The following is a 26,343-nucleotide window of genomic DNA, read 5'->3' as shown; positions in this document are numbered from 1 at the left end:
ATCAATCCTTTGTTTTTGTGCCTGGATGCCCGCTATGTCCGCTTCGTTCCAGCCAGATGCTTTGCGCGCCAGCTTGCAGCCGCTATCGGCTCGTCAGCCGCTGTCAGCGCAGGCGGCGGCGTATCAGCACTTTTATGGTCTGGACCTGCCGGCGCGCCCGGTACCGGTGGAGCGCTGGTTGGGGCGATTCCAGGTGGCCGGCTATGACGTGGTCGGCCAGGTCTGGCTGGCGCCGGCCCCGGTGGCGACACTTATCCTGTTGCACGGCTTCTACGACCATATGGGCTTGTACCGGCATGTCATCGACTGGGCGCTGGACCAGGGCTTCAGTGTGATTGCCTGTGACCTGCCCGGGCATGGCCTGTCCAGTGGCGAGCGGGCCAGTATCGATGACTTCGCGGTGTATCAACAGGTGCTTGAGGCCTTGTTCGCGCAAGCGGCCGCACTAGGCCTGCCGCAGCCCTGGCACCTGTGCGGGCAAAGTACGGGCGGCGCCATCGTGATCGACCATGTACTGAATCACGGCGATGACAGCCCGATCCAGGGCCGGGTGATTTTGCTGGCACCGCTGGTGCGACCTCGCGCCTGGGGCTGGTCGAGGTTCAGCTACTACCTGTTGCGACCGTTCGTGAAGGGCATTGAGCGGCGTTTCAGCGAGAACACCAACGACCCGACGTTTCTGCCGTTCCTGCTGGCAGACCCCTTGCAGCCGCGGCGTTTGCCCACGGCCTGGGTTGGAGCACTGATTGAATGGGTCAAGCGTATCGAGGCGGCGCCGCCGAGTACGCGTCGGCCGCTGATCATTCAGGGGCAGTCGGACATGACCGTTGACTGGCCGCATAACCTGTTGGTACTACGGGAGAAATTCGCCCAGCCTCAGGTGCTGATGCTGCCCGAGGCGCGACACCACCTGGCCAATGAACTGCCGACGATTCGCCAGCGCTACTTCGCGTTCATTGGCGAGCACCTTACTTGAGGTCGGCGCTGTTCTGGCCGACCGCCAGGCCGGCTCGGATCGCCGCGAGGGCGGCCTTGTAGTAGGCCTGACCTTCTGCAGACTCGGCGAAACTGGCGAACTCTTCCAGCTCCGGGTCCGACAGGTCGCGGTAGACGTAGAGCAGGGTGTTGTTCAGGTCGTTGCCGATCTGCTCCATCAGCCGTGCGCGCTGGCCGTCAAGCATGCCCTGAGCCTGACCACCACCGAGCAGTCCCGGAATCATCTGGCTGAGGCTGTCCGCCGCCACGCCGGCAATCGCCAGGCTGACTTCGGCACCGGCTTCGCGGGCCGGCAGGGCCTTGGCCAGGTGACCAATGATCAGCAGGCGGGTATCGCTGGCCTGAATACGCGGCAAGCCCTTGGCATTCTTGGCCAATTGGTCGCGGCGGGTGGCCAGCAGCTCGGCAGCGACGATCTTGCGTCCCAGCGGCGACTGGAAAAACGCCAGGGCCGGTGTCGGATTGCTCAGGTTGGCGCGTAACTGGGCGGCGGCGCGCGCGTCTACAGCCTTTGGCTCGAAACGCTGGTTGCTGTTGTTGACCAATGCTTGAAACACCGCAGGCGGCAGGCTGTTTTGGTAGCGCTGCTGGGCGGCATCGAGGGCATCGGTAAAGTGGGCGCGCTGCTCAGGCCAGCCGGCGACCTTGTAGAGTTGGTCGAGGCTGTCTGCCCAGACAGGCATGGTGCAGCTCAATAGCAGCAGAAAAAACAAACGACGCATTAAAGACTCCTGTCGGCAGAGCGCTATTGTCCGTGGCTTGGCGGGCCTTTGTCGAGACGCGATGTGTTCTGTCAGCCAAGTGGCGCTGTCGATTTTTTTGGCAGATAGATACTATGCGCGGCATGCGCATATCCTCTGATCACCCACTGTTGTTACGTATCGTTGATGACCTGGCCAGCCATGGCTGGTCGCAGCAGAATATTTTCCTGCCAGAAACCCTGACGCGGGCGCTGGCGGCTGAGTGCCGCAAGCGTGAGACCGAGGGTGATCTAGCCCCGGCAGCCGTCGGGCGCGGCGCTACCCAGGAGGTTCGCGAGGGCATTCGCGGCGACCATATTCAGTGGATCGAGCCCGGTGAGTCCGAGGTTTGCGATCAGTACCTGGGGGTGATGGACAGCCTGCGCGAGGCAATGAACCGCAGCTTGTTCCTTGGGCTTGAGGACTTTGAATGCCACTTTGCGTTCTATCCGCCAGGTGCGTTCTATCGCCAGCACCTGGACCGATTCCGCGACGATGACCGACGTATGGTGTCGGCGGTGCTTTACCTCAATGAAGCCTGGCTGCCAGAGAACGGCGGACAACTGCGCATGAGCCTCAAAGGTGGGGTCGAGCATGATGTACAGCCAACTGGCGGTTGCCTGGTGGTGTTCCTCTCCGGGGACATTCCCCATGAGGTGCTGCCGGCCACTCGTGATCGCCTGTCCCTGACGGGCTGGTTTCGCCGACGCGGCAACGAGCCGTTCTGACATGCACAAGGTGTTGGTCAGTGCCTGCCTGCTCGGCCAGCCGGTGCGTTATGACGGTCGTGCCAGCGGGTATCCGGATTGCCTGCTGCAATGGCAACGGCAAGGTCGTGTCGTGCCCTTGTGCCCCGAGGTGGCAGGTGGTTTGCCGACACCGCGGCCACCTGCGGAAATCCCCGGAGGCCAGGGCGCTGCCGTACTTGAGGGGCGTGTAGTGGTCGTGAACGTCGATGGCGAGGATGTCAGTACGGCCTTTTTGGCCGGTGCCGAGCGGGCATTGCAGCTGGTGCGGCAACACGGCATCCGTATTGCCGTGCTCAAGTCCGGTAGCCCGTCCTGTGGCAATGCCCTGACCTATGACGGCACGTTCAGTGGCACCAAGGTGCCGGGCGAGGGTGTTACCACGGCACTGCTGCGCCGCGAGGGCGTTCAGGTCTTCAGCGAGCTGGAGCTGGACGCCGCATTACAGGCATTGAATGCGCTTGAGGCTTAAGGCTTCGGCGGTTTGCTGGCATCCATCCCGAACCATTTTTCCGACATCGCGCTCAACCGACCATCGTTCTTGATGCGCTGCAGTGCGCTGTCCAGAGCGCTGTGGAAAGCCGGGTTACCCTTCTGGAAGGGAATCGCCAGGTTGAGCACAGGGCCGACAGTTGCACCTTCGGTAACGGGCAGTTTGCTGTCGCGCACGGCATAGGGCACCAGCAAACGATCACTGATGACGGCGTCGATCTGATCGTCGGCCATGTCCTTTATGGGCTGGTGCGTATCCGGATAGCCGCGCAGGTCTACGCCTTCAATGACGCGCGCCTGTTCGGCAAACTGGCTGCCCTGAACGAAGCCCAGGGTGTGCCCCTTCAGGGCATCAAGGGTTGTCAGTGGGCGTTTTTCTTCCTTGCGCACGATAAGTTGGGCGCTGGAGTAGCTGTAGGGCGCGCTGAAATCCAGGCGATCCTTGAGCTCAGGGGTTGCGCTGATCTGATTGAGGGCGATGTCGTATTTGCCGCTTTCCACGCCCATGATCAGGTCGGTAGCGTCGGTCACGATAAACGAAGCGTTGACGTCCAGTTCATTTGCCAGGGCGCGTCCCAGTTCAATCTCGAAGCCGCTCAGTTGGTCATTGTCCTTGAAATTGAACGGTGGGTTGGATGCCTGGACGGCAATGCGCAGTTCGTTGCGGTCGTTAACGTCGTCGATCAGTTCCGCGTGCGCTGCTGTACTGAGCAGGGCTGCAAGCAATACCCCTATGGTCAAACGCATTGTTGCCCCTGTTTTATTTTGGCAGTTGAAGATCTGTTCGCCGCGACTTTATGCAAATGCTGCGGTCGAACGCCACCTAGGACCTTGGTCGGTAGTGGATGTTAGACGTTTCCTACAAAATATTTTGTAGGAACACAGACAAACACAGAGCGTTCCAATTGATCTATGGTTATTGGCTGCTGCCGCACTATTTTGCAGCCTCTGTTAGTGAAGTAAATCACAGGAGTAGTGAATGAAAAGCCTGATTTCGTGTGCAGCCATTGCTGGTCTGCTGATGGGCGTCTCCGTTGTGGCGGCAGCCGAAGGCCTGAAAAGCCAGGAACCGCCTGCAGGGGCCAAGGTTTCCATTCTGTCCCCTGCCGATGGGGCTACGGTGGACAAGACCTTTACCGTCAAGTTTGGTATCGAAGGCATGGCGCTCAAGCCTGCCGGCGATGATACCCCGCATACCGGTCATCACCACCTGTTGGTCGACGTGAGCAAAGAGCCTGCTGCTGACCAGGTACTGCCAGCCACGGTGTTGCCGGCCGACAATCAGCCGCTGCCGCCGGGTGAGCATGTTGTTCATTTCGGTAAGGCGCAGACTGAAACCCAGATCACCTTGACGCCAGGCAAGCACACGCTGCAACTGGTGCTGGGCGACAAGTTCCACGTGCCATTCAAGCCAAGTGTTGAATCGAAGAAGATCACAGTGACCGTCAAGTAAACACGGCACACAAAAAAAGGGAGGCCATCAGGGCCTCCCTTTTTTATGCCGCAGGATGCTTAGAACAGAACGCGGGAACGGATGGTGCCCTTGATCTGTTGCAGTTTTTCCTGGGCCAGGTCGGAGTACTCGGCATCTACGTCGATAACCACGTAACCCACCTTCTCGTTGGTCTGCAGGAACTGACCGGAGATGTTGATGGCGTTTTCGGCGAAGACCTTGTTGATCTCGCTGAGAACACCCGGGATGTTTTGGTGGATGTGCAGCAGACGGTGCTTGCCTGGGTGGGCCGGAAGGGCCACTTCAGGGAAGTTGACCGAGGATACCGACGTACCGTTGTCGCTGTACTTGACCAGTTTTTCTGCCACTTCCAGGCCGATGTTGGCCTGCGCTTCGGCAGTCGAGCCACCGATGTGCGGGGTCAGGATGACGTTGTCCAGGCCGCGCAGCGGGCTTTCGAACTCTTCATCGTTGGAGCGTGGCTCGACCGGGAATACGTCGATGGCGGCGCCGATCAGGTGCTTGTCCTTGATGGCGGCAGCCAGGTGGTCCAGTTCGACCACGGTGCCACGGGCGGCGTTGATCAGGATGCCGCCTTTCTTGATGGCGCGAATTTCCTTCTCGCCGATCATCCACTGGGTGGCTGCAGTTTCTGGAACGTGCAGCGAGACGATGTCGCACATGCCCAGCAGCTCGTGCAGGTTGTTCACCTGAGTGGCGTTACCCAGCGGCAGCTTGGTGATGGTGTCGTAGAAGTAAACCTGCATGCCCAGGCCTTCAGCCAGGACCGACAGTTGGGTGCCGATCGAGCCGTAGCCGACGATACCCAGCTTCTTGCCACGGATCTCGAAGGAGTTGGCCGCGCTCTTGATCCAGCCACCACGGTGGCAGGACGCGTTCTTCTCCGGGATGCCGCGTAGCAGCAGGATGGCCTCGGCCAGTACCAGTTCGGCAACGGAACGGGTGTTGGAGTAAGGTGCGTTGAACACGGCGATACCGCGTTCGCGAGCCGCGTTGAGGTCGACCTGGTTGGTACCAATGCAGAAACAGCCGACAGCGACCAGTTTCTTGGCGCAGTCGAAAACCTCTTCGGTCAGCTGAGTGCGCGAGCGGATACCGATGAAGTGAGCATCGGCGATCTTTTCCTTCAGATCGGCGTCGGGCAGAGAGCCGGTGAGGTACTCAATGTTGGTGTACCCGGCGGCCTTAAGGACGTCCACGGCAGTTTGGTGGACGCCTTCGAGGAGAAGGAACTTGATCTTGCTCTTATCGAGAGAAGTCTTGCTCATCTGCGTAAACCTGTGTCCCGGAGAAAAAATGGCAGGGAAGAGAAGCTGTCGCAGATCGGCCTGAAGCACGATTAGCGGGGGGCATATGCTAGCATAACGACCCCTTGATACGCCCATCCCTGGCACGTGAAGAGTCCTCAGGGTGACTATGAATTGTTCGAGAGTTCTATCGATGACCAATCCTGCGCTGATTGATGAGCTGTTGACTCTGGTTGAACCTGGCAAGGTACTGACCGACGCTGCTTCCCTCGATACGTACGGCAAGGATTGGACCAAACATTTTGCGCCGGCACCGCTGGCCATCGTGTTTCCGAAGAGCATCGAACAGGTACAGGCCATCGTCCGCTGGGCCAACCAGCGCAAGGTTGCGCTGGTGCCGTCAGGCGGGCGAACCGGGCTTTCCGCCGCAGCCGTGGCGGCCAATGGCGAAGTGGTAGTGGCCTTCGACTACATGAACCAGATTCTCGGTTTCAACGCCGGTGATCGTACGGTCGTCTGCCAGCCTGGGGTGATTACCGCGCAACTGCAGCAGTTCGCGGCAGACCAGGGGCTGTACTACCCAGTTGACTTTGCCTCAGCAGGATCAAGCCAGATTGGCGGCAATATCGGCACCAATGCCGGCGGTATCAAAGTTATTCGCTACGGTATGACCCGTAATTGGGTGGCTGGCCTGAAAGTCGTCACCGGCAAGGGCGACCTGCTTGAGTTGAACAAGGACTTGATCAAGAACGCCACCGGTTACGATCTGCGTCAGTTGTTCATTGGGGCTGAAGGCACTCTGGGCTTTGTGGTTGAAGCCACGATGCGCCTGGACCGCGCGCCGAAGAATCTCACCGCGATGGTCCTGGGCACCCCGGACTTCGACTCGATCATGCCGGTGCTGCATGCTTTCCAGGGCAAACTGGACCTCACTGCCTTTGAGTTCTTCTCCGACAAGGCCCTGGCCAAGATCATGGGGCGTGGCGATGTGCCGGCACCCTTTGACACCGACTGCCCGTTCTATGCCTTGCTGGAGTTCGAGGCGAGCACCGAAGAGGTGGCCAACGACGCCCTGGCAACCTTCGAGCACTGTGTGGAGCAAGGCTGGGTAATCGACGGTGTGATGAGCCAGAGCGAGCAACAACTGAAAAACCTCTGGAAACTGCGTGAGTACATCTCCGAGACCATCTCGCACTGGACGCCCTACAAGAACGACATCTCGGTCACCGTATCGAAAGTGCCGGCGTTCTTGAAGGATATCGATGCGATTGTCGGCGAGCACTACCCTGATTTTGAAGTCGTCTGGTATGGCCACATCGGCGACGGCAATTTGCACCTGAACATCCTCAAGCCGGAAAACCTGAGTAAGGACGAGTTCTTCGCCAAGTGCGCTACCGTCAACAAATGGGTTTTCGAAATAGTAGAGAAGTACAACGGCTCGATTTCTGCCGAGCACGGTGTTGGCATGACCAAGCGCGACTACCTGACCTACAGCCGTTCGCCCGTGGAAATCGAGTACATGAAGGCGGTTAAGGCCGCCTTCGACCCGAATGGGATCATGAACCCGGGCAAGATCTTCCCGGTCGAGTGACGCGTTTCCCCCAAAAGTGATTAACAGCGCCAGGAGTCGGCAATGAGCTACCAGCACCAGTATCTAGACGGCACGCGTATTCACTTCCCGTTGGGCAAGGTGGTGTGCATTGGCCGTAATTACGCCGAACATGCCAAGGAACTGAATAACCCGGTACCGACTGAACCCTTGTTGTTCATCAAGCCCGGCAGTTGTGTCGTGCCGCTCGAGGGTGGCTTCAAGATCCCGACCGAGCGTGGTTCGGTGCACTACGAGGCGGAAATCGCCGTGTTGCTGGGCAAGTCGCTGTCGACCCAGCCCGACGAGGAAGAAGTGCTCGATGCGATCTCCGGCTTCGCCCCGGCACTGGACCTGACCCTGCGTGACGTTCAGTCCAAGCTGAAGGAAAAGGGCTTGCCCTGGGAGTTGGCCAAGTCGTTCGATGGCGCCTGCGTTCTGGCACCGTTCGTGCCGGCCAGTACCTTCGAGGACCTGACCGATATCGGCATTCGTCTGAGCATCAATGGCGAGGTACGCCAGGATGGCAACAGCGAGCTGATGCTTAATCCGATTGTTCCGATGATCCAGTACATGGCGGCACAGTTTTCCCTGCAGGCCGGTGATGTGATCCTCACCGGTACGCCAGCAGGCGTCGGCCCGCTGAATCAGGGGGACGAACTGGTGCTGGAGCTGCCTGGCATCAGCCGTTTCGAAAGCAAGGTACTCTGAGCGCCGGTACGCCGGATCTGTGTGGCAGTCGTAATGGCTGCCACCTGCTTTATCGTTACAGTCAGCCTGCTTTTACCGATTTTTTCACAAGTCATCCGGATAATGCCTGCGCATTGGTTCACGTGAACCTGCCGGTGCTGTGCTATTAAATCGGTAAAAAACAAGCAGGAATCCTCGATGACCACACCGTTTCCTTCCGGCGACTCTCTGCCGTCTGTACGCAAGCGTCCTTTTATGTTGCGTTGGTCGACCTGGTTGGCGACTGCGGCGGTCATCGGCTATGGCGTGGCCTATGCCATGCATTGGGATGACCGTGGCCTGCTCTGGATCAAAGAGCGTTTCGAGAGCCCGGCAGAACAACGGGCTAGCGTCTGGTTGCCGGACTACCACGCCGACATTGATGCCAAGGTGCTGCCTGGCATGGAAGATGACGAAGCTTCAGATGTCTCCTACGACCCGCAAACCAAAACCCTGTTCGCGGTGATGGGCAAGAACCCGTTCCTGGTTCAACTGACGCTGGACGGTGATGTGCTGCGCAAAATACCCCTCAATGGCTGGAGCAACCCCGAGGGGGTTGCCGTGCTGGAGGGTGGGCGCATGGCAATTGTTGATGAGCGCGATCATACCGTGACCATCATCCGGGTCGATGCCGATACCAAGGCGCTGAACAGCGCCGACTTCCCGCAATACGACCTTGGGCCGTCGAAGAATCAGAACAAGGCGTTCGAGGGGGTTGCCTGGGAGCCAAAACGCCAACGGTTGGTGTTGGGTGAGGAGCGGCCACCAAAGTTGTTCACCTGGAGTAGCGATAGTTCGGGCCAATTGAGCGGTCAGAAACAGTCGCTGTCCAGCGACGAACTCGATCTGCGCAATGTATCTGCCCTTGGCATCGATCCACGTACGGGCCATATGCTGGTGCTGTCGGCCGACTCCAACATGTTGCTCGAGCTGGATCAGCAGGGCCAACAGGTCAGCTTCATGACCCTGCAGGGCGGCTTCAACGGTTTGCAAAAGCGTATTCCACGGGCTGAAGGGGTTGCCATGGATGAGCAGGGCACGCTGTATATGGTCAGCGAGCCGAACCTGTTCTATCGCTTCCGCAAGCACTAAGCGTGCTTGCCCTGGTGCTTTAAGCTTCGATTCAGGTGGGTATGGTTAGCTTTAGGTCGATTTTTGTTGAGTCTGCCTGAATGCGACGTTTTATCCGTTTACCTCTGCTTGCTTTGCTTATCAGCCTGTCGGCCCTTTCTTTGTTGGCTTTGGCGGCGCACGAGTATCGATTGCTCGAGCGCGGTTGGTTCAACCTCAAGACCTGGTGGCAGCCGGTCGAGCACGGTATTGGCCTGGATCGCTATCAGGTCGTACTTGAAGCCAAGCCTATCGAGGGGCTGGACGATGACCTCTCTGCACTGACCTACGACCCTGATCGTAAAAGCCTGTTCAGTGTCACCAACAAGCGTTCAGAACTGATAGAGCTGTCGCTGGATGGCGTCATCGTGAGGCGCTTGCCGTTGATTGGTTTCGGCGACCCGGAAGCCGTTGAGTATGTCGGGCCTGGCAGCTATGTCATCACCGACGAGCGCCAACAGCGGCTGATCCTTGTTCAACTGAATGATGACACCCGCGTGCTGGATGCCAGTACCGCTGAGCAGCTGTCTCTGGGGGTTGGTCTGAACGGCAACAAAGGGTTCGAGGGTTTGGCCTATGACTCGGCAGGCAAGCGTCTGTTCGTGGCCAAGGAGCGCGACCCGATGTTGATCTACGAGGTGCAGGGGTTCCCTCATGAGGGCGACGGGCAGCCTTATTCCGTGCATGTAGTGCAGGATCGCCAGCGTGATTCACGGTTGTTCATGCGTGATTTGTCGAGCCTGGTGTTCGATGAGCGCAGCGGCCATTTGCTGGCCTTGTCGGACGAATCGAAACTGGTGCTGGAGCTGGATACTGAAGGGAAACCGTTGAACAGCTTGTCTCTGCACAAGGGTTTTCAAGGGTTGCAGCAGAGCGTGCCGCAGGCAGAAGGTATTGCCCTGGACGATGCCGGGACGCTCTACCTGGTCAGTGAACCCAACCTGTTCTACATCTTCAAGAAGCAACCGGCCCCGTAAACGACCATCGTTGGGGGCCGGCCTGAGCTTGACGGGTGTATCAGTTACGCAGTGTTTTTACGCCTTCCGGGGTACCCAGCAGCAGCAGGTCGGCAGGGCGCGCGGCGAACAGACCGTTGGTGACGACACCAACGATGGCGTTGATCTGATTTTCCAGTTCCACCGGGTTGGTGATCTGCAGGTTGTACACATCGAGGATGATGTTGCCGTTGTCGGTTACCACGCCTTCGCGGTACACCGGGTCGCCGCCCAGTTTGACCAGTTGGCGGGCAACGTGACTGCGGGCCATCGGGATCACTTCCACTGGCAGCGGGAAGGCGCCCAGTACCGGAACCAGCTTGCTGGCGTCAGCGATGCAGATGAAGGTCTTGGCCACGGCGGCAACGATCTTCTCGCGGGTCAGTGCAGCGCCGCCGCCCTTGATCAGGGCCAGGTGCTCGTTGCTTTCGTCGGCACCGTCGACATAGAACTCCAACTCGCTGACGGTGTTCAGCTCATACACCGGAATACCATGGCCTTTCAGGCGTGCAGCGGTGGCTTCGGAGCTGGCAACGGCACCGTCGAAGGCACCTTTGTGCTTGGCCAGGGCGTCGATGAAGCAGTTGGCGGTCGAGCCGGTGCCGACGCCGACGATGCTCTTGTCATCGAGCTTGGGCAGAATGAAATCGACAGCGGCCTGGGCGACAGCCTGTTTGAGTTGGTCCTGGGTCATGCGGGCTCCGAAGCGGGGAGGAGTATCTGAGGTTGCCTAGTATAACGGCTAAAACCCTAGGCTGGCGGTGGTCGCCCGACAGGGCGCTGGGGTAGACTCCCAGGCCTTGTCCCAGCCGCCCAGTGATGCTTTCCCGATGCTCGAACAGTACGTCAAGAAGATCCTCACCTCGCGCGTCTATGACGTCGCTGTCGAAACGCCATTGCAACGTGCCGGGCAGCTGAGCAAGCGCTTGGGCAATACCGTGCTGCTCAAGCGCGAAGACCTGCAGCCGGTGTTCTCCTTCAAGATTCGTGGCGCCTACAACAAGCTGGCCCAACTGACCCCCGAGGAACTCGCCCGTGGCGTGGTCACCGCGTCGGCGGGTAACCATGCCCAGGGTGTAGCACTTGCGGCGAAGGAGTTGGGCATCAAGGCAACCATCGTCATGCCCAAGACCACGCCCGAGATCAAGGTCGAAGGTGTGCGCTCGCGTGGCGGTAAGGTTGTGCTGCATGGCGATTCCTTTCCCGAAGCGCTGGCCTATTCGCTGAAACTGGTCGATGAGAAGGGCTTCGTCTACATCCACCCCTACGACGACCCGCACACCATCGCAGGCCAAGGCACCGTGGCCATGGAGATTCTGCGCCAGCACCCGGGCCAGTTGGACGCGATCTTCGTTCCGGTCGGTGGTGGTGGCCTGATTGCCGGTATCGCGGCCTACGTGAAGTACCTGCGCCCGGAGATCAAGGTGATCGGCGTCGAGCCGGATGACTCCAATTGCCTGCAAGCCGCCATGGCTGCGGGTGAGCGCGTGGTATTGCCGCAGGTCGGGTTGTTCGCCGATGGCGTGGCAGTTGCGCAAATCGGCCAGTACACCTTTGAGATCTGCAAAGACTACGTCGACGAGGTCATTACCGTCAGTACCGACGAGATCTGTGCGGCGATCAAGGATATTTACGACGATACCCGCTCGATCACCGAACCTGCGGGCGCCCTGGGTGTGGCGGGCATCAAGAAATACGTCGAACTGCGCGGTGTCAGCGGCCAGACGCTGGTGGCCATCGACTCCGGTGCCAACGTCAACTTCGACCGCCTGCGCCATGTGGCCGAGCGCGCCGAGCTGGGTGAAGGGCGTGAGGCAATCATTGCCGTGACCATCCCTGAGCAGCCGGGCAGCTTCAAGGCGTTTTGCGAGGCCATTGGCAAGCGCCAGATCACCGAGTTCAACTACCGTTACCACGCCGAGGGCGAAGCCCATATTTTTGTTGGCGTGCAGACCCATCCTGACACCGACCCGCGCAGCGCCTTGCTGCAAAGCCTGAGAGAGCAGGGCTTCCCGGTGCTCGACCTGACCGACAACGAACTGGCCAAGTTGCATATCCGGCACATGGTCGGAGGTCATGCAGCTGGTGTCAGCAATGAAATGGTGCTGCGCTTCGAGTTCCCGGAGCGTCCGGGTGCGCTGTTCAACTTCCTCAACAAACTGGGTGGGCGCTGGAACATCTCGATGTTCCATTACCGTAACCACGGTGCGGCCGATGGCCGTGTGGTTGCAGGTTTGCAGGTGCCGGACGAAGAGCGCCATCTGGTGCCCGCAGCGCTGGCCAAGATCGGCTACCCCTACTGGGATGAAACCGAGAACCAGGCGTACCGGCTGTTCCTTGGCTGAGGCTGCTACGCTCAAGACGGTGCTTTGATGGGGTGGGATGCTTTCGTATGGAAACTTTAAGCGTGATGAAAATGTTGCATGGCCTGGCGACGGCGTTGTCGCTGGGGTGTGCATTGGGGCTGGTATTCCAGGCGTGGCGTCAGCGCGCCAATACGGTAGCCGGCTCGGCGACGAGCCTGCAGCGGCCCTGGTTGTTCGTCTGGATTCTGATGGGCCTGAGCCTGTTCAGCCTGCCCTTCAGTGGCTGGTGGCTGGTGCACCTGATTGGTTGGCCGCTGGAACAGGCCTGGCTGCTTGGCGGGGCCGTACTCTACCTGCTGGGGTGCGTGTGCTGGTTGCTGCTGGTAGGGCGACTGGGCAAGGCCACAGCCAGTCGACGCTCGGTCGTGATACTGGCAGCGCTGAGCGCGGTTATTTTCCTCAGCATCATCGGCCTGATGGTCGCTAAACCGGTGTAATCGTCGCGCCTGTCGCCAGCACACCCTGCACTACTTGGGTGCAGGACGTGCTGGCGATTGATTGCCTTCAGCCCTTAGTCACGCAGGCTGATGACTCTCCAGCCACGCTTTTCGGCTTCGGCGCGCAGGTTCGGGTCCGGGTCGACCGCAATCGGGTGCTCGACCGCTTCCAGCAGCGCCAGGTCGTTCATCGAGTCGCTGTAGAAATGGCTGCCTTCCAGGCTGAAGCCGTTTTCCAGCAGCCAGCGATTAAGGCGTGTCACTTTGCCTTCACGGAAACACGGTATATCGGTACTGCGCCCGCTGTAACGGCCATCAATCATCTCGCATTCGGTGGCCAGCAGGGTTTGTACGCCCAGGCGCTTGGCAATCGGGCCGGTGATGAAACGGTTGGTGGCGGTGATGATCACCAGCTTGTCGCCTGCGCTACGGTGTTCTTCCAGCAGTTCAAGGGCTTTGGGCAGGATGATCGGCTCAACGCAGTCGCGCATGAAGTCGCGGTGCCATTCGTCGAGTTGCGCCATTTCGGTTTTGGCGAGGATTTCCAGGCTGAAGTTCAGGTAGTCGTTCAGATTCAGCTTGCCGGCCAGGTAGTCCTGATAGAAGGCATCGTTGCGGTTCTGGTACTCGACAGGGTCGAGAATGCCGCGCTCGCAGAGGTAATCGCCCCATGCGTGATCGCTGTCACCGCCAAGGAGAGTATTGTCCAGATCGAATAAAGCCAGGCGCATTGCAGTCACTCGCATAACATCTGAAAAGTCCTTAAGAATACGGACTTTTCACATCGATGCACATAAGGTCCGCAGGCGCGTTGCTGGCCTTGTGGGCTTTGTGGAACAATGCGGGGACATGCGTTTGCGAGGTTGCTGCCGTGATCGACCCCGATGGTTTTCGCCCCAATGTCGGGATCATTCTGACGAATGATGCCGGGCAGGTGCTATGGGCTCGTCGTATCAACCAGGATGCCTGGCAGTTTCCCCAGGGCGGGATCAACCCCGAGGAAACACCAGAAGAGGCCTTGTACCGCGAGCTGAACGAAGAAGTGGGGCTTGAACGACATGATGTTGAAATTCTTGCCTGCACCCGTGGCTGGTTGCGTTATCGTTTACCCCAACGCCTGGTGCGTACCCACAGCCAACCGCTGTGTATCGGCCAGAAACAGAAATGGTTTCTCCTGCGCCTGGTGTCCAATGAGCAGCGAGTGCGGATGGATTTGACCGGGAAACCGGAGTTCGATGGCTGGCGTTGGGTCAGTTATTGGTACCCGCTGGGCCAGGTGGTGACATTCAAGCGCGAGGTTTACCGCCGCGCTCTCAAAGAGCTTGCACCGCGCCTGTTGGCGCGCGACTGACGACGGAGTTCGACCCCGAGCCATGCTCAATACGCTGCGCAAGATCGTCCAGGAAGTTAACTCCGCCAAGGATCTGAAAACGGCGTTGGGGATTATTGTCTTGCGCGTCAAAGAGGCCATGGGCAGTCAGGTCTGCTCGGTCTACTTGCTTGATCCCGAAACCAACCGTTTCGTCCTGATGGCCACCGAGGGCCTGAACAAGCGGTCTATCGGCAAGGTCAGCATGGCCCCCAACGAAGGCCTGGTCGGCCTCGTGGGCACCCGCGAAGAGCCGCTGAACCTCGAAAACGCCGCCGATCACCCGCGTTATCGCTACTTTGCCGAAACGGGCGAAGAACGCTTTGCCTCGTTCCTCGGGGCGCCGATCATCCACCACCGTCGCGTGGTTGGTGTTCTGGTTATCCAGCAAAAAGAGCGCCGCCAGTTCGATGAGGGCGAAGAAGCCTTCCTCGTGACCATGAGCGCGCAGCTTGCCGGGGTTATCGCCCATGCCGAGGCGACAGGTTCGATCCGTGGCCTGGGCCGCCAAGGCAAAGGTATCCAGGAAGCCAAATTCGTCGGTGTGCCGGGTTCGCCGGGTGCAGCGGTCGGTACCGCCGTGGTCATGCTGCCGCCGGCCGACCTCGACGTCGTGCCGGATAAGACCGTCACGGACATCGACGCCGAGCTAAGCCTGTTCAACAACGCCCTTGAAGGCGTGCGCAACGACATGCGCACCCTCTCGGCCAAGCTGGCTACCCAGTTGCGCCCAGAAGAGCGGGCGTTGTTCGACGTCTACCTGATGATGCTCGAAGATGCTGCCCTGGGCGGTGAAGTCGTGCAGGTGATCAAGACCGGCCAGTGGGCCCAGGGCGCCTTGCGCCAAGTGGTCGGCGAGCACGTCAGCCGTTTCGAGCTGATGGACGACGACTACCTGCGGGAGAGGGCTTCCGACGTGAAGGATCTGGGCCGGCGACTGCTGGCCTACCTGCAGGAGGCCCGCCAGCAGACGCTGGTCTATCCCGACAACACGATTCTGGTCAGCGAAGAACTGACCCCTGCCATGCTTGGCGAAGTGCCTGAGGGCAAGCTTGCGGGCCTGGTCTCGGTATTGGGTTCGGGTAACTCCCACGTTGCGATCCTGGCCCGGGCCATGGGTATTCCGACGGTCATGGGCCTGGTCGACCTGCCGTACTCCAAGGTCGACGGCATTCAGATGATCGTCGACGGCTACCACGGCGAGGTCTACACCAACCCCAGCGAGGTACTGCGCAAGCAGTATGCCGAGGTGGTGGAAGAGGAGCGCCAGTTGGCTCAGGGGCTCGACGCCCTGCGCGAGCTGCCGTGCATCACTACCGACGGCCATCGCATGCCGCTGTGGGTGAACACCGGCCTGCTTGCCGATGTCGCCCGCGCCCAGCAGCGCGGTGCCGAGGGTGTCGGCCTGTACCGCACCGAAGTCCCGTTCATGATCAACCAGCGCTTCCCCAGCGAGAAGGAACAGCTGGCGATCTACCGCGAGCAACTGGCGGCGTTTCATCCGCAGCCTGTGACCATGCGCAGCCTGGACATCGGCGGCGACAAGGCCTTGTCCTATTTCCCGATCAAGGAAGACAACCCCTTCCTCGGCTGGCGCGGTATCCGCGTGACCCTCGACCACCCGGAAATCTTCCTGGTGCAGACCCGCGCCATGCTCAAGGCCAGCGAAGGGTTGAACAACCTGCGCATTCTGCTGCCGATGATTTCCGGTATTCATGAGCTGGAAGAGGCCTTGCACCTGATCCACCGCGCCTGGGGCGAAGTGCGTGATGAAGGCACCGATGTGCCGATGCCGCCGGTGGGGGTGATGATCGAGATTCCTGCGGCGGTCTACCAGACCCGCGAACTGGCTCGCATGGTGGACTTCCTGTCGGTCGGCTCCAACGACCTGACCCAGTACCTGTTGGCCGTCGACCGCAACAACCCGCGGGTTGCCGACCTGTACGACTACCTGCACCCGGCGGTGCTGCAAGCGTTGCAGAACGTTGTCAACGACGCTCATGCCGAAGGCAAGCCGGTGAGTATCTGCGGTGAGATGGCCGGTGATCCGGCGGCGGCGGTGCTGCTCATGGCCATGGGCTTTGACAGCCTGTCGATGAACGCCACCAACCTGCCCAAGGTGAAGTGGATGCTGCGTCAGATCAGCCTGAGCCAGTCCAAGGACCTGTTGGCCCAGGCCATGAAGATCGACAACCCGCAAGTTATCCACAGCTCGCTGCAATTGGCCCTGAAGAACCTGGGCCTGGCGCGGATGATCAACCCGGCGTCGCCGAAGACCTTGTAGGGGCTGCTACGCCGTGTCATCGCTATAACCTTGCGCGCTGCCTGTCTCTCAGGCACCGCGCATTTCATAGGTTCGCATTTCATAGGGTCATAGGTGCAATGCCACCTCGCCCAAATGCCCGCCAAAGGGCCCGAAGCTGCGCTCTACCAACTGCCGCGAACCATCTGCCGACACCAGCAGCACCGTGCTGGCCCGTGTGCCGTAGCTCTGGCTGGCAATGAACACACTCGACAGCAGCCGCTCCGTGGCCATGCCTACGCCGGTTTCCGGCAGTTCGCTCTCTGCCGCCTGTTGGCCATCGGCCAGCAACGTCAACAATGCCTCTGGCTGAGGCTCATGCAATTGAGCCTGCAGTGCAGCACGGGCCTTGAGCAACTTGGGCCAGGGTGTGTCGAGCCCGGCATTGGAAAGGCCATAGACGCCGGTATCCAGCAGCCTAGGGGTGGCCTCCCGCGCACTCAAGTACGCCAACTGTTGCCCATCGCTCAGCAGCAGGTTGAAGCCGCTGTACTCCGAGGTACGGCTGGCCACCTGATCCAGATAGGCCTCGATAGGCTGCGTGCCGGTCAGAAACCCCGACACCAACTCGCCCCGTGAGCGCTGGCCCAGAGGCTGGTCGGGGTCGCGGATGTTGGTCAGTGCGGCGAAGCGACCGGCAGGTCCGACGCCCAGCCAGGTGCCACCGGCTTCCAGGTCGCGGCCGGCATACACCCCTGGCGCATCGGCCCAATGGCTGAGCGGTTGGGCAGGGCGGGCATAGAATTCATCGCGGTTGGCGGCAACGATCAGCGGCTGGGGATGCCCCGGTCGCCAGGCAAAAACGATCAGGCACATGGCTGGACTTTCCTGGGTTTTCACTCACTGTAACAGAGCCTTCGCTGCGAGCCACTGGAGCCATTACCCCGGCTTCCGTTACCATGCCGGACAGAATTTTCCGGGGGCGACAATGGAATTCCTGCTCTATCTAGTGCTGGGTGCCTGTGCAGGCGTGCTGGCCGGGCTGTTCGGCGTTGGTGGCGGCATCATTATCGTGCCGGTATTGGTCTTCAGTTTCACCGCGCAGGGCTTTGACGCCTCGGTATTGACCCATCTGGCGGTCGGCACCTCATTGGCGACCATCGTCTTCACCTCGGTCAATGCCATTCGCGAACACCATCGCAAAGGCGCGGTGCAGTGGCCGATCTTCATCTGGATGACCCTTGGGATCCTGATCGGCGCCGGCATTGGTGCGAAAACCGCCTCGGCGATCCAGGGCCCGAACCTGCAAAAGATCATTGGTGTGTTCGCCCTGATCATTGCCCTGCAGATGGCGCTGGACCTCAAGCCCAAGGCCAGCCGCAGTATCCCTGGCAAAGCCGGCCTTACCGCTGCCGGCAGTGTGATCGGCTGGGCCTCGGCGATCTTCGGCATTGGCGGCGGCTCGCTGACCGTGCCGTTTTTGACCTGGCGCAGCCTGCCGATGCAGCAGGCGGTGGCGACTTCATCGGCCTGCGGCTTCCCGATTGCCCTGGCCAGTGCGCTAAGTTTCATGGTTCTGGGCTGGCACGACCCGTTGTTGCCAGCGCATAGTCTCGGGTTCGTGTATTTGCCGGCGCTGTTGGGTATTGCCCTGACCAGTATGTTTTTTGCCCGTTTTGGTGCGCGGCTGGCCCACAAGCTGTCGCCCCGCCTGCTGAAACGGCTGTTTGCCGCACTGTTGTTTTGTGTCGGCCTGAGCTTTTTGCTTTAAGAATAGAGGACGTTTGATGCTGCCTTATCCGAATATCGACCCCGTGGCCGTGGCCATCGGGCCGCTGAAAATCCACTGGTACGGCCTGATGTACCTGATCGGCATCGGCGGCGCCTGGCTGCTGGCATCGCGCCGGTTGAAGCGTTTCGACCCGACCTGGAGCCGCGAAAAGCTTTCCGACCTGGTGTTCTGGCTGTCCATGGGGGTGATTGTCGGTGGCCGCTTGGGGTACGTACTGTTCTATGACCTGAGTGCGTACCTGGCCAATCCCGCGTTGATTTTCGAAGTCTGGAAGGGCGGCATGTCGTTCCATGGCGGCTTTATCGGCGTCATGCTGGCGGCCCTGTGGTTCGGCAAGCGTAACAACAAGTCGTTCTTTGAGCTGATGGACTTCGTTGCACCGCTGGTACCGATTGGCCTGGGTGCGGGGCGTATCGGCAACTTCATCAACGGCGAATTGTGGGGCAAGGCGACCGATGTGCCGTGGGCCATGGTCTTCCCGCCCTTCAGTGATCCGGCACAATTGCCGCGCCATCCGTCGCAGCTTTACCAGTTTGCACTGGAAGGTGTGGCATTGTTCCTGGTTCTCTGGCTGTATTCGCGCAAACCACGCCCGACGATGGCCATCTCCGGTATGTTCGCGCTGTTCTACGGCATCTTCCGCTTCATCGTCGAGTTCGTCCGCGTGCCCGATGCGCAACTGGGCTACATCGCGTTTGGTTGGTTGACCATGGGCCAACTGCTTTGCGTACCAATGATCCTCGGTGGTATCGGGTTGATCTGGTGGGCCTATCGCCGCGCGCCGACCGCCAAGGGCGCTGCGCTTTAAATGTGTAAGGCAGGGGTGCGCCTCTGCCTGTTTTGAAACAGGTAAGTCATGAAGCAATATCTAGATCTGGTCGCCCACGTGATCAAGCACGGCACCCTGCAGGGCAACCGTACCGGCATCCGCACCATCAGCTTCCCCGGTGCCATGCTGCGTTTCGACCTGCAGGAGGGCTTCCCGGCCATCACTACCCGCCGCCTGGCGTTCAAGTCAGCCATTGGCGAGATGGTCGGTTTCCTGCGCGGGGTGAAGAACGCTGCGCAGTTCCGCGAACTGGGCTGCAAGGTCTGGGACCAGAACGCCAACGAGAATGCGCAGTGGCTGGCCAACCCGTTCCGTCAGGGTGCCGACGACCTGGGTGAAATCTACGGCGTGCAATGGCGCCAGTGGCCGGCGTACAAGCGTATTGCGCTGAGTAACCCGGCTGCCATCGCGCTCGCTCAAAGCCAGGGCTTCCAGACGATTGCCGAGGCCGAGGAAGACGGTGAAGCGTTCGTGGTGCTGTACAAGGCCATTGACCAGATTCGCCAGTGCGTCGACACCATCATCAATGACCCAGGCAGCCGACGCATCCTGTTCCACGGCTGGAACTGTGCCCAGCTTGACGAGATGGCCCTGCCGCCGTGCCACTTGCTGTACCAGTTCCACCCGAATGTCGAGACCAAGGAAATTTCCCTGACCCTCTACATCCGCTCCAACGACCTGGGCCTTGGCACGCCGTTCAACCTCACCGAAGGCGCTGCACTGCTGTCGCTGGTGGGCCGTCTGACCGGTTACACGCCACGCTGGTTCACTTACTTCATCGGCGATGCGCACGTCTATGAGAACCACCTGGACATGCTCAACGAACAGCTCAAGCGCGAACCACTGGCCGCGCCGAAGCTGGTGATCTCCGACCGTGTGCCGGAATTCGCCAAGACGGGCGTTTACCAGCCCGAGTGGCTGGAACTGATCGAGCCGAGCGACTTCAGCCTTGAAGGCTACGAGCACCATGCGCCGATGACCGCGCCAATGGCGGTCTGACCGCCGCCTCACAACACAGGCCATTGCGGCCTGTGTTGTGTTTGGTTACAGCCTCAGGCGTCCAGTTCAAGCGCCAGCAACGACTCAAGGCTTTGGCGTTTGCGGATCAACCGACAGGCCTCGCCGTCGATCAGTACTTCAGCGGCATGCCCGCGGCTGTTGTAGTTCGACGACATCGACGCGCCATAGGCACCGGCGGTATGGAACACCAGGTAATCCCCCACCTGAGCCGACGGCAGCAGGCGCGATTCGACAATGCCGCCTTCAAGCTGAGTAAACACATCACCGGATTCGCACAACGGGCCTGCTACCACGGTAGCGCGCGGCGGACGCGGCGCCTGCGCGGTGCCAGGCTGTGGAATCAGTGAAATCTCGTGGTAGCTGCCGTACATCGAGGGGCGCATCAGGTCATTGAAGCCGGCATCGACCAGTGTGAAGTGGTTGCCGCCCATCGGCTTGGTCCCGCGTACTTCAGCGACCAGCAGGCCGGACTCGGCCACCAGAAAACGACCCGGCTCGATTTCCAGGCGCACCGGGTGACCCAACTGCTGCTCGATCTGCTGTTTGGCTTCACGCCACTGCGTGAGGTAGTGCGCGATGTCTACGGCCTGCTCGCCATCGCGGTAAGGTACCGACAGCCCGCCACCGGTAGAGATCGCTTCGATGTCGTGGTCCAGGCGGCCAATCAGTTCCACCATGGCGCTGCATACTCGCTGCAGGTGGGAGTAGTCCACGCCCGAGCCGATATGGAAATGCAGGCCGACCAGATGCAGCTGATATTTGCGAACCTGGGCCAGCGCCTCTTGCAGCTGCTCGTGCCAGATTCCGTGCTTGCTGTTTTCACCGCCGGTGTTGGTCTTGTTGCTATGGCCGTGACCGAAGCCCGGGTTGATGCGCAGCCAGACCCGGTGCCCAGGGGAGCGCTCGCCCAGTTGCTCAAGCATGTCGATCGAGCCCACGTTGACCTCGATTTGCGTTTCTACCACGCGGTTCAGGGTGGCCCGGTCGAACAGGTCGGCGGTGAACACCACTTCGGCAGCACCTGAGGTGCGGCCGGTTTTGAAGCCGGCCTTGAGTGCGCGCTCGATTTCACCGAGTGACACGGCATCAACCGCTACCCCCGCTTCACGCATCAGGCGCAATACATGCAGGTTCGAGCAGGCTTTCTGGGCGAAGCGGATGGTGTCGAAGCCCGCCAGTTGCTGGATGCGCTGACGAATTACCTGGGCGTCGTACACCCACAGTGGGGTGCCGTGTTCGGCGACCAACCGGGTCAGCATGCTATCGGTGATGGCGGTGGTCCGGCATGGGCCTGGACGTTGTGCGGCGGCGTGTTCCAATGATGTTCTCCCTGGGGTTTGGCGCGGCCCCGGCGTGGCGGGGCGTGGATGGCCTGCATCATGGAGAAAGGTGGGGGCGGCATAAAATATCAATTTGCCGTGAGGTTATTCATTTATGATATGGCTTTCGATCTCCCGAGCGGCCCATGTCCATCTCCTTGCGTCACATTGAGGTTTTCCGTGCGGTCATGACCTCGGGCAGCGTGACCGAGGCCGCCGCCATGCTGCACACCTCGCAGCCGACCGTCAGCCGTGAACTGGCGCGCTTCGAGCAACTGTCCCGTTTGAAGCTGTTCGAGCGGGCCCGCGGTCGATTACGACCGACCTCACAGGCGCTGGCGCTGTTCGAGGAAGTGCAGCGGGCCTACTTTGGCCTTGATCGCATTCTCAATACGGTGGACGCCCTGCGCGAGTTCGAGCAGGGGCAGTTGTCGATTGTTTGCCTGCCGGTGTTTTCCCAGTCGCTGCTGCCCAAGACCTGCCAGCGCTTTCTGGCGCAGTTCCCCAAGGCCAGTGTCACCATCAGCCAGCAAGAATCGCCTTTGCTGGAAGAATGGCTCTCCGCGCAGCGGCACGACATCGGCCTGACCGAGGTGAGCAGCACGCCGCCTGGCACCGTGCTATCGCCGCTGATGACTGTGGATGAGGTCTGTGTATTGCCCAACGGGCATCCGTTGCTGGAAAAGCAACGCCTGGCGCCCGCCGACTTTTCCGGGCAACCCTTTATCAGCCTGTCCACACTGGACACCTACCGGCAGCAGATCGACGAAATCTTCCGGCAAGCGCAGGTCGAGCGGCGCTTGGTACTGGACACCCACAGTGCGGCATCGGTGTGCTCAATGGTCCGCGAGGGGATTGGCCTGGCGATCGTCAACCCGCTGACCGCCCTGGACTTCGTTGGCCAGGGTGTGCAGATCCGTCCCTTCACGGTGCCGATTCCCTTTACCGTGAATATCGTCAAACCCCTGCATCGGCCACCGTCACAGTTGGTCAGCCTGTTCGAGGACGCCCTGCGCCAGCAGGCAGAGGCGGTCAAGGCGCAGTTGGCGGTTAATCCCCAGGCACTGTGAGGGCCATCAGTGGCCGTGGCTGCGGCCTACGTGTGAATGCTCTGCGCCCGGCGCGGTGACCGCCCCGTTGACCTCCAGATGCTGCAGGATCGAGCACTGTTCCTCTTGGGCGTGGCAATGCTGGCGCAGTTCCAGCAACTGCTCCTGCAAGGCCAGCAACCCGTCGATCCGTGCCTTGACGTGCTGAATATGTTCATCGATCAGCGCGTTGACGCTTTCACACTGAGCCTCCGGGCTGTCGCGCAAACGCAGCAGGCTGCGGATTTCATCCAGGGTCATGTCGAGGGTTCGACAGTTGCGGATAAAGGTCAGGCGCTCGACATGCGCCTGGGTGTAGAGCCTGTAATTACCCTCGCTGCGCGCAGGCTCTGGCAGCAGGCCTTCGCGCTCGTAGTAGCGGATGGTTTCCACCGGGCAGTCAGTCGTTTTGGCCAGTTCACCGATTTTCATTGCACATTCCCCGGCAGATTGCTTGACCCTATAGTGGCTACAGGGTGTGTACTTGGCAACAGGACCTTTAGGGATGAACCGTATGCACCAGCCTGTCAGCCACAACCACGCCCATAAGGCGCATGATGACCACGACAATGACCACGCTCATGGCCATCAAGCGCACGGCCATGCCTGTTGCTCGGCTGCCGAGGCGCCGGCGCTGATTCAGTTGAGCGAGGCGAGCAGTGCCAACGCTCGCCTGAGCCGCTTTCGGATCGAGGCCATGGACTGCCCGACCGAACAGACCCTGATCCAGAACGCGCTGGGCAAACTGGCGGGGATCGAGCAACTGGAATTCAACTTGATCAACCGCGTGCTTGGCGTGCGGCATACCCTGGTTGAGGCAAAGGTTATCGAGCAGGTCATCGCTGGCCTGGGCATGCAGGCCGAACCGCTGACAGAGAACGCCGAGGCGCAGGATGAGCCGCGTGTAACGGCGAAGAAGCCTTGGTGGCCGCTGGCGCTTTCTGGCGTCGCGGCCCTGGTGGCGGAAGTCATTCATTTCACGGCGGTCGCGCCGAACTGGGTGGTGGCACTGGTCGCGCTGGTGGCGATCCTCAGCGGCGGCCTGGGTACTTACAAGAAGGGCTGGATCGCCCTGAAAAACCGCAACCTGAACATCAACGCCCTGATGAGCATCGCGGTGACCGGTGCAGTGCTGATCGGTCAGTGGCCGGAAGCGGCGATGGTGATGTTCCTGTTTACCTTGGCCGAACTGATCGAGGCCCGCTCGCTGGACCGTGCGCGTAACGCCATCGGCGGCTTGATGCAGTTGAGCCCTGACCGCGCCACCGTGCAGCAGGCTGATGGCCAGTGGCTGGAGATGGAGGTCAAACACGTGGCGTTGGGCGCTCGTGTACGGGTTCGTCCCGGTGAGCGTATCGGTTTGGATGGTGAGGTACTGCTGGGGCAATCCAGCGTCGATCAGGCGCCGATCACCGGCGAAAGCCTGCCCGTCGAGAAAGGGCCGGGCGACAAACTGTTCGCCGGCACCATCAACCAGGGTGGGGCCTTGGAGTTCCGTGTAACAGCGCCCGCCGGTCAATCGACCCTGGCGCGGATCATCAAGGCCGTGGAGCAGGCACAAGGTTCGCGTGCGCCGACGCAGCGCTTCGTTGATCAGTTCTCGCGCATTTACACCCCGGTGGTGTTTGCCCTTGCCCTGCTTGTAGCGGTCGTACCGCCAGTGTTCACTGGAGCCGCGTGGTTCGACTGGATCTACCGGGCCTTGGTCTTGCTGGTGGTCGCGTGCCCTTGTGCCTTGGTGATTTCTACCCCGGTGACGATTGTCAGTGGCCTGGCCGCTGCTGCGCGCAAGGGTATTCTGATCAAGGGGGGCGTGTACCTGGAGGGCGGTCGCAAGCTTGATTTCCTGGCCTTGGACAAGACCGGCACCCTAACCCACGGCAAACCGGTGCAGACCGATTTCCAACTGCTCGATCCACTGTTCGAAAGCGCCGCCCAGCGCATCGCCGCCAGCCTCGCCGCCCGTTCCGACCACCCGGTGTCCCATGCGGTAGCGCAGCAGGCCGAACAGCAGGGCATCGTCGTGCATGAGGTTCATGACTTCCAGGCTCTGCCGGGGCGAGGGGTTCGCGGGCTGGTCGAGGGCACCTTGTACCACCTGGGTAACCATCGGCTGGTAGAAGACCTTGGCCTGTGCTCGCCGCAACTGGAAGCCCGTCTCGATCTTCTGGAGCGTCAGGGCAAAAGTGTCGTGTTGTTGCTTGACGGCTCCGGCCCGGTGGCGTTGTTTGCCGTGGCCGACACGGTCAAGGACAGCAGCCGTGAGGCCATCGCTCAATTGCACGAACTGGGCATCCGCACCGTCATGCTGACCGGCGACAACCCGCATACCGCCGAGGCCATTGCCGCCCAGGTGGGCATTGATCAGGCCTACGGCAACCTGTTGCCCGCCGACAAGCTCAAGACCATTGAAGACCTCTACAGCAAAGGTCATCGGGTGGGCATGGTCGGCGACGGTATCAACGATGCTCCGGCACTGGCACGGGCCGAAATTGGCTTTGCCATGGCTGCAGCCGGCACCGACACGGCCATCGAGACGGCCGACGTGGCGTTGATGGATGACGACTTGCGCAAAATCCCGGCCTTCGTCAGGCTCTCGCGCAACAGCGCGGCGATTCTGAAGCAGAACATCGTGCTGGCGCTGGGGATCAAGGCGATCTTCCTGGGCATCACCTTTGCTGGCATGGCGACCATGTGGATGGCCGTGTTTGCCGATATGGGCGTCAGTCTGTTGGTGGTCTTCAACGGTCTACGTCTGCTGAGAAAATGAGGATGTATGTTGAGTGCCGAGTTGAAAGCGTTCTACATGGTCGCGCGGTTGGGCAGCATTACCCTGGCGGCGAAGAAGCTCGGGCTCAGCCAACCGACCGTGACCACGCAGATCCGCAATCTGGAAAGCCAGTACGGGGTTGAGTTGTTTTACCGTGGCGGTCGTCGTCTGACCTTGAGTGACGACGGTGCGCGTCTGTTGCCGATGGTCAAGGTGCTGTTGCAGCAGGAAGCGGACATCGAGTTCTTCCTGCGTAACAGCGGCCAGGCCCAGGGCACCCTGCGCATCGCCGCGACGGCGCCGTACTACATTCTCGACTTGGTGAAGATCTTCCGTGAACGCTTGCCGCAGGTTGAGGTTTCGGTAGAAATCGGCAATTCCCAACAGGTGTTGGAGTTACTGGAAGACTACCGGGTGGACCTCGCGGCGTCCTCGCAGTTACTCGAAGATGCCCGGTTGGTGCGGCGGGTACTTGGCACCGACCCGCTGGTGGTGGCGGTGCATCGCAATCATCCGTTGGCCAATCGCGGGTCTGTGCCGCTCAGCGCCTTGAGCGGGCATTGCCTGCTGATGCGTGAACTTGGTTCCACGACGCGTCGCCTGACTGAACAGATGCTGGCCGATGCCGGGGTGAAGGCGGGTTCGTTGTTGGAAATCGGCAGTCGCGAGTCGATTCGCGAGGGGGTGCTGCGCAACATCGGCATCAGCATCATTGCCCGCCATGAAGTGCCGCATAACCCGGAATTGCGCGTGCTGACCCTGGAGGGCGCTCCGCACATGTACGAATACCTCTATTGCCTGAAAGAACGGCGCCAGGCCCGCCTGCCCGCAGCGTTTCTTGGCCTCGCCCAGGAAGTCGCGGCCTGCGACCTGTAGGCCAAGGCAAGCCTGCTGCGCCTATCCCTGTAGGAGCCGGGCTGAACTGGTCAAGTAAAAGTGGACACCGCTTTAGGTTTCACGCCGCCAGTTTCTCCATGGCTACAGGCGACAGATA

Annotated in this window: 26 protein-coding genes; 18 read left to right on the top strand and 8 right to left on the bottom strand. The window is 60.5% G+C overall.

What is annotated here, in order from left to right; translation table 11 throughout:
- The first annotated feature begins 34 nt into the window (after positions 1-34).
- Positions 35-976 carry an alpha/beta hydrolase gene (locus CYD26_RS17985; RefSeq protein WP_065758014.1) on the top strand — a complete coding sequence of 314 codons (942 nt, stop codon included), beginning with the start codon at positions 35-37 and terminating at the stop codon, positions 974-976.
- Here CYD26_RS17985 and CYD26_RS17980 read toward each other — a convergent pair.
- On the bottom strand, positions 969-1,718 hold the full coding sequence (locus CYD26_RS17980; RefSeq protein WP_065758013.1) for a DUF2059 domain-containing protein: 750 nt from the start codon (positions 1,716-1,718) through the stop codon (positions 969-971). The two genes, CYD26_RS17985 and CYD26_RS17980, sit on opposite strands and share 8 nt — an antisense overlap.
- A gap of 113 nt (positions 1,719-1,831) precedes the next feature.
- Here CYD26_RS17980 and CYD26_RS17975 point away from each other — a divergent pair, with 113 nt between their 5' ends.
- Entirely contained in the window at positions 1,832-2,464 is a 633-nt protein-coding gene (locus CYD26_RS17975; protein ID WP_102053234.1) for a 2OG-Fe(II) oxygenase, read from the top strand.
- 1 nt (position 2,465) lies between these two features.
- Complete coding sequence (locus tag CYD26_RS17970) at positions 2,466-2,954, top strand: DUF523 domain-containing protein (RefSeq protein WP_065758011.1); 489 nt, start codon at positions 2,466-2,468, stop codon at positions 2,952-2,954.
- On the opposite strand, the gene CYD26_RS17965 is transcribed toward CYD26_RS17970, so the two are convergent.
- Positions 2,951-3,721, bottom strand: a complete 771-nt coding sequence (locus tag CYD26_RS17965; RefSeq protein ID WP_065758010.1) for a transporter substrate-binding domain-containing protein — start codon at positions 3,719-3,721, stop codon at positions 2,951-2,953. The genes CYD26_RS17970 and CYD26_RS17965 overlap by 4 nt on opposite strands.
- Before the next feature lie 232 nt (positions 3,722-3,953).
- Here CYD26_RS17965 and CYD26_RS17960 point away from each other — a divergent pair, with 232 nt between their 5' ends.
- Positions 3,954-4,427 carry a DUF4399 domain-containing protein gene (locus tag CYD26_RS17960; RefSeq protein ID WP_065758009.1) on the top strand — a complete coding sequence of 158 codons (474 nt, stop codon included), beginning with the start codon at positions 3,954-3,956 and terminating at the stop codon, positions 4,425-4,427.
- Positions 4,428-4,486: 59 nt separating this feature from the next.
- Here CYD26_RS17960 and serA read toward each other — a convergent pair whose 3' ends face one another.
- Positions 4,487-5,716, bottom strand: a complete 1,230-nt coding sequence (serA, locus tag CYD26_RS17955; protein ID WP_065758008.1) for a phosphoglycerate dehydrogenase — start codon at positions 5,714-5,716, stop codon at positions 4,487-4,489.
- Positions 5,717-5,888: 172 nt separating this feature from the next.
- Here serA and CYD26_RS17950 point away from each other — a divergent pair, with 172 nt between their 5' ends.
- From CYD26_RS17950 to CYD26_RS17935, 4 genes are all read left to right on the top strand, one after another.
- A complete protein-coding gene (locus CYD26_RS17950) occupies positions 5,889-7,286 on the top strand; it encodes an FAD-binding oxidoreductase (protein ID WP_102053233.1) in 1,398 nt (465 codons plus the stop codon).
- A 42-nt stretch (positions 7,287-7,328) separates the two neighbouring features.
- Positions 7,329-7,994: a fumarylacetoacetate hydrolase family protein gene (locus tag CYD26_RS17945; RefSeq protein ID WP_065758006.1), complete on the top strand. Its 666-nt coding sequence runs from the start codon at positions 7,329-7,331 to the stop codon at positions 7,992-7,994.
- Positions 7,995-8,171: 177 nt separating this feature from the next.
- Positions 8,172-9,104 (top strand): SdiA-regulated domain-containing protein, encoded by a 933-nt coding sequence (locus tag CYD26_RS17940; protein ID WP_102053232.1) that lies wholly within the window; start codon positions 8,172-8,174, stop codon positions 9,102-9,104.
- A gap of 80 nt (positions 9,105-9,184) precedes the next feature.
- Complete coding sequence (locus CYD26_RS17935; protein WP_099773306.1) at positions 9,185-10,099, top strand: SdiA-regulated domain-containing protein; 915 nt, start codon at positions 9,185-9,187, stop codon at positions 10,097-10,099.
- A 40-nt stretch (positions 10,100-10,139) separates the two neighbouring features.
- Here CYD26_RS17935 and rpiA read toward each other — a convergent pair whose 3' ends face one another.
- Positions 10,140-10,811, bottom strand: a complete 672-nt coding sequence (rpiA, locus tag CYD26_RS17930) for a ribose-5-phosphate isomerase RpiA (protein WP_065758003.1) — start codon at positions 10,809-10,811, stop codon at positions 10,140-10,142.
- Between the two features lie 136 nt (positions 10,812-10,947).
- Here rpiA and ilvA point away from each other — a divergent pair, with 136 nt between their 5' ends.
- Entirely contained in the window at positions 10,948-12,462 is a 1,515-nt protein-coding gene (ilvA, locus tag CYD26_RS17925) for a threonine ammonia-lyase, biosynthetic (protein WP_102053231.1), read from the top strand.
- A gap of 47 nt (positions 12,463-12,509) precedes the next feature.
- The gene (locus tag CYD26_RS17920; protein WP_102053230.1) at positions 12,510-12,920 is read left to right on the top strand and encodes a DUF2269 family protein; all 411 of its coding nucleotides are present in this window, start codon (positions 12,510-12,512) and stop codon (positions 12,918-12,920) included.
- 74 nt (positions 12,921-12,994) lie between these two features.
- On the opposite strand, the gene CYD26_RS17915 is transcribed toward CYD26_RS17920, so the two are convergent.
- The gene (locus CYD26_RS17915) at positions 12,995-13,651 is read right to left on the bottom strand and encodes an HAD family phosphatase (RefSeq protein ID WP_102053229.1); all 657 of its coding nucleotides are present in this window, start codon (positions 13,649-13,651) and stop codon (positions 12,995-12,997) included.
- 140 nt (positions 13,652-13,791) lie between these two features.
- Here CYD26_RS17915 and CYD26_RS17910 point away from each other — a divergent pair, with 140 nt between their 5' ends.
- Together CYD26_RS17910 and ptsP are read left to right on the top strand one after the other, a co-directional pair.
- Entirely contained in the window at positions 13,792-14,271 is a 480-nt protein-coding gene (locus CYD26_RS17910; RefSeq protein ID WP_065757999.1) for an RNA pyrophosphohydrolase, read from the top strand.
- A 22-nt stretch (positions 14,272-14,293) separates the two neighbouring features.
- Positions 14,294-16,573: a phosphoenolpyruvate--protein phosphotransferase gene (ptsP, locus tag CYD26_RS17905; RefSeq protein WP_065757998.1), complete on the top strand. Its 2,280-nt coding sequence runs from the start codon at positions 14,294-14,296 to the stop codon at positions 16,571-16,573.
- Between the two features lie 87 nt (positions 16,574-16,660).
- On the opposite strand, the gene CYD26_RS17900 is transcribed toward ptsP, so the two are convergent.
- A complete protein-coding gene (locus CYD26_RS17900; protein ID WP_102053228.1) occupies positions 16,661-17,407 on the bottom strand; it encodes an NRDE family protein in 747 nt (248 codons plus the stop codon).
- Positions 17,408-17,519: 112 nt separating this feature from the next.
- On the opposite strand from CYD26_RS17900, the gene CYD26_RS17895 reads away from it, so the two are divergent.
- Genes CYD26_RS17895 through CYD26_RS17885 form a run of 3 tightly spaced genes read left to right on the top strand, consistent with a single transcriptional unit; the run spans position 17,520 to position 20,151 of the window.
- Positions 17,520-18,302: a sulfite exporter TauE/SafE family protein gene (locus tag CYD26_RS17895; RefSeq protein ID WP_099773310.1), complete on the top strand. Its 783-nt coding sequence runs from the start codon at positions 17,520-17,522 to the stop codon at positions 18,300-18,302.
- A 16-nt stretch (positions 18,303-18,318) separates the two neighbouring features.
- Positions 18,319-19,131 carry a prolipoprotein diacylglyceryl transferase gene (lgt, locus tag CYD26_RS17890; RefSeq protein WP_102053227.1) on the top strand — a complete coding sequence of 271 codons (813 nt, stop codon included), beginning with the start codon at positions 18,319-18,321 and terminating at the stop codon, positions 19,129-19,131.
- Between the two features lie 48 nt (positions 19,132-19,179).
- The gene (locus tag CYD26_RS17885) at positions 19,180-20,151 is read left to right on the top strand and encodes a thymidylate synthase (protein ID WP_102053226.1); all 972 of its coding nucleotides are present in this window, start codon (positions 19,180-19,182) and stop codon (positions 20,149-20,151) included.
- A gap of 53 nt (positions 20,152-20,204) precedes the next feature.
- On the opposite strand, the gene lysA is transcribed toward CYD26_RS17885, so the two are convergent.
- A complete protein-coding gene (gene lysA / locus CYD26_RS17880) occupies positions 20,205-21,443 on the bottom strand; it encodes a diaminopimelate decarboxylase (protein ID WP_218060837.1) in 1,239 nt (412 codons plus the stop codon).
- Between the two features lie 194 nt (positions 21,444-21,637).
- Between lysA and CYD26_RS17875 the strand changes: the two genes are divergently transcribed.
- Complete coding sequence (locus tag CYD26_RS17875; protein ID WP_065757993.1) at positions 21,638-22,561, top strand: LysR family transcriptional regulator; 924 nt, start codon at positions 21,638-21,640, stop codon at positions 22,559-22,561.
- A gap of 6 nt (positions 22,562-22,567) precedes the next feature.
- On the opposite strand, the gene cadR is transcribed toward CYD26_RS17875, so the two are convergent.
- Positions 22,568-23,011: a Cd(II)/Pb(II)-responsive transcriptional regulator gene (cadR, locus tag CYD26_RS17870; protein WP_065757992.1), complete on the bottom strand. Its 444-nt coding sequence runs from the start codon at positions 23,009-23,011 to the stop codon at positions 22,568-22,570.
- An 82-nt stretch (positions 23,012-23,093) separates the two neighbouring features.
- Here cadR and CYD26_RS17865 point away from each other — a divergent pair, with 82 nt between their 5' ends.
- Both CYD26_RS17865 and CYD26_RS17860 read left to right on the top strand, forming a co-directional pair.
- Positions 23,094-25,349: a heavy metal translocating P-type ATPase gene (locus CYD26_RS17865; RefSeq protein ID WP_102053247.1), complete on the top strand. Its 2,256-nt coding sequence runs from the start codon at positions 23,094-23,096 to the stop codon at positions 25,347-25,349.
- 6 nt (positions 25,350-25,355) lie between these two features.
- The gene (locus CYD26_RS17860; RefSeq protein ID WP_065757991.1) at positions 25,356-26,225 is read left to right on the top strand and encodes a LysR family transcriptional regulator; all 870 of its coding nucleotides are present in this window, start codon (positions 25,356-25,358) and stop codon (positions 26,223-26,225) included.
- The last annotated feature ends 118 nt before the right edge of the window (positions 26,226-26,343 follow it).

Origin of the sequence: Pseudomonas sp. FFUP_PS_473 (assembly GCF_002858665.1) — a bacterium.
GTDB lineage: Bacteria > Pseudomonadota > Gammaproteobacteria > Pseudomonadales > Pseudomonadaceae > Aquipseudomonas > Aquipseudomonas defluvii.
This window is presented reverse-complemented; position numbering and strand designations above follow the sequence as displayed.

What these genes read in the sequence shown, in the direction of transcription:
- CYD26_RS17985 (WP_065758014.1), top strand. Translation starts at nt 35, where the DNA reads ATGTCCGCTTCGTTCCAGCCAGATGCTTTGCGCGCCAGCTTGCAGCCG.
- CYD26_RS17980 (WP_065758013.1), bottom strand. Translation starts at nt 1,718, where the DNA reads ATGCGTCGTTTGTTTTTTCTGCTGCTATTGAGCTGCACCATGCCTGTC.
- CYD26_RS17975 (WP_102053234.1), top strand. Translation starts at nt 1,832, where the DNA reads ATGCGCGGCATGCGCATATCCTCTGATCACCCACTGTTGTTACGTATC.
- CYD26_RS17970 (WP_065758011.1), top strand. Translation starts at nt 2,466, where the DNA reads ATGCACAAGGTGTTGGTCAGTGCCTGCCTGCTCGGCCAGCCGGTGCGT.
- CYD26_RS17965 (WP_065758010.1), bottom strand. Translation starts at nt 3,721, where the DNA reads ATGCGTTTGACCATAGGGGTATTGCTTGCAGCCCTGCTCAGTACAGCA.
- CYD26_RS17960 (WP_065758009.1), top strand. Translation starts at nt 3,954, where the DNA reads ATGAAAAGCCTGATTTCGTGTGCAGCCATTGCTGGTCTGCTGATGGGC.
- serA (WP_065758008.1), bottom strand. Translation starts at nt 5,716, where the DNA reads ATGAGCAAGACTTCTCTCGATAAGAGCAAGATCAAGTTCCTTCTCCTC.
- CYD26_RS17950 (WP_102053233.1), top strand. Translation starts at nt 5,889, where the DNA reads ATGACCAATCCTGCGCTGATTGATGAGCTGTTGACTCTGGTTGAACCT.
- CYD26_RS17945 (WP_065758006.1), top strand. Translation starts at nt 7,329, where the DNA reads ATGAGCTACCAGCACCAGTATCTAGACGGCACGCGTATTCACTTCCCG.
- CYD26_RS17940 (WP_102053232.1), top strand. Translation starts at nt 8,172, where the DNA reads ATGACCACACCGTTTCCTTCCGGCGACTCTCTGCCGTCTGTACGCAAG.
- CYD26_RS17935 (WP_099773306.1), top strand. Translation starts at nt 9,185, where the DNA reads ATGCGACGTTTTATCCGTTTACCTCTGCTTGCTTTGCTTATCAGCCTG.
- rpiA (WP_065758003.1), bottom strand. Translation starts at nt 10,811, where the DNA reads ATGACCCAGGACCAACTCAAACAGGCTGTCGCCCAGGCCGCTGTCGAT.
- ilvA (WP_102053231.1), top strand. Translation starts at nt 10,948, where the DNA reads ATGCTCGAACAGTACGTCAAGAAGATCCTCACCTCGCGCGTCTATGAC.
- CYD26_RS17920 (WP_102053230.1), top strand. Translation starts at nt 12,510, where the DNA reads ATGGAAACTTTAAGCGTGATGAAAATGTTGCATGGCCTGGCGACGGCG.
- CYD26_RS17915 (WP_102053229.1), bottom strand. Translation starts at nt 13,651, where the DNA reads ATGCGCCTGGCTTTATTCGATCTGGACAATACTCTCCTTGGCGGTGAC.
- ptsP (WP_065757998.1), top strand. Translation starts at nt 14,294, where the DNA reads ATGCTCAATACGCTGCGCAAGATCGTCCAGGAAGTTAACTCCGCCAAG.
- CYD26_RS17900 (WP_102053228.1), bottom strand. Translation starts at nt 17,407, where the DNA reads ATGTGCCTGATCGTTTTTGCCTGGCGACCGGGGCATCCCCAGCCGCTG.
- CYD26_RS17895 (WP_099773310.1), top strand. Translation starts at nt 17,520, where the DNA reads ATGGAATTCCTGCTCTATCTAGTGCTGGGTGCCTGTGCAGGCGTGCTG.
- lgt (WP_102053227.1), top strand. Translation starts at nt 18,319, where the DNA reads ATGCTGCCTTATCCGAATATCGACCCCGTGGCCGTGGCCATCGGGCCG.
- CYD26_RS17885 (WP_102053226.1), top strand. Translation starts at nt 19,180, where the DNA reads ATGAAGCAATATCTAGATCTGGTCGCCCACGTGATCAAGCACGGCACC.
- CYD26_RS17875 (WP_065757993.1), top strand. Translation starts at nt 21,638, where the DNA reads ATGTCCATCTCCTTGCGTCACATTGAGGTTTTCCGTGCGGTCATGACC.
- cadR (WP_065757992.1), bottom strand. Translation starts at nt 23,011, where the DNA reads ATGAAAATCGGTGAACTGGCCAAAACGACTGACTGCCCGGTGGAAACC.
- CYD26_RS17865 (WP_102053247.1), top strand. Translation starts at nt 23,094, where the DNA reads ATGCACCAGCCTGTCAGCCACAACCACGCCCATAAGGCGCATGATGAC.
- CYD26_RS17860 (WP_065757991.1), top strand. Translation starts at nt 25,356, where the DNA reads ATGTTGAGTGCCGAGTTGAAAGCGTTCTACATGGTCGCGCGGTTGGGC.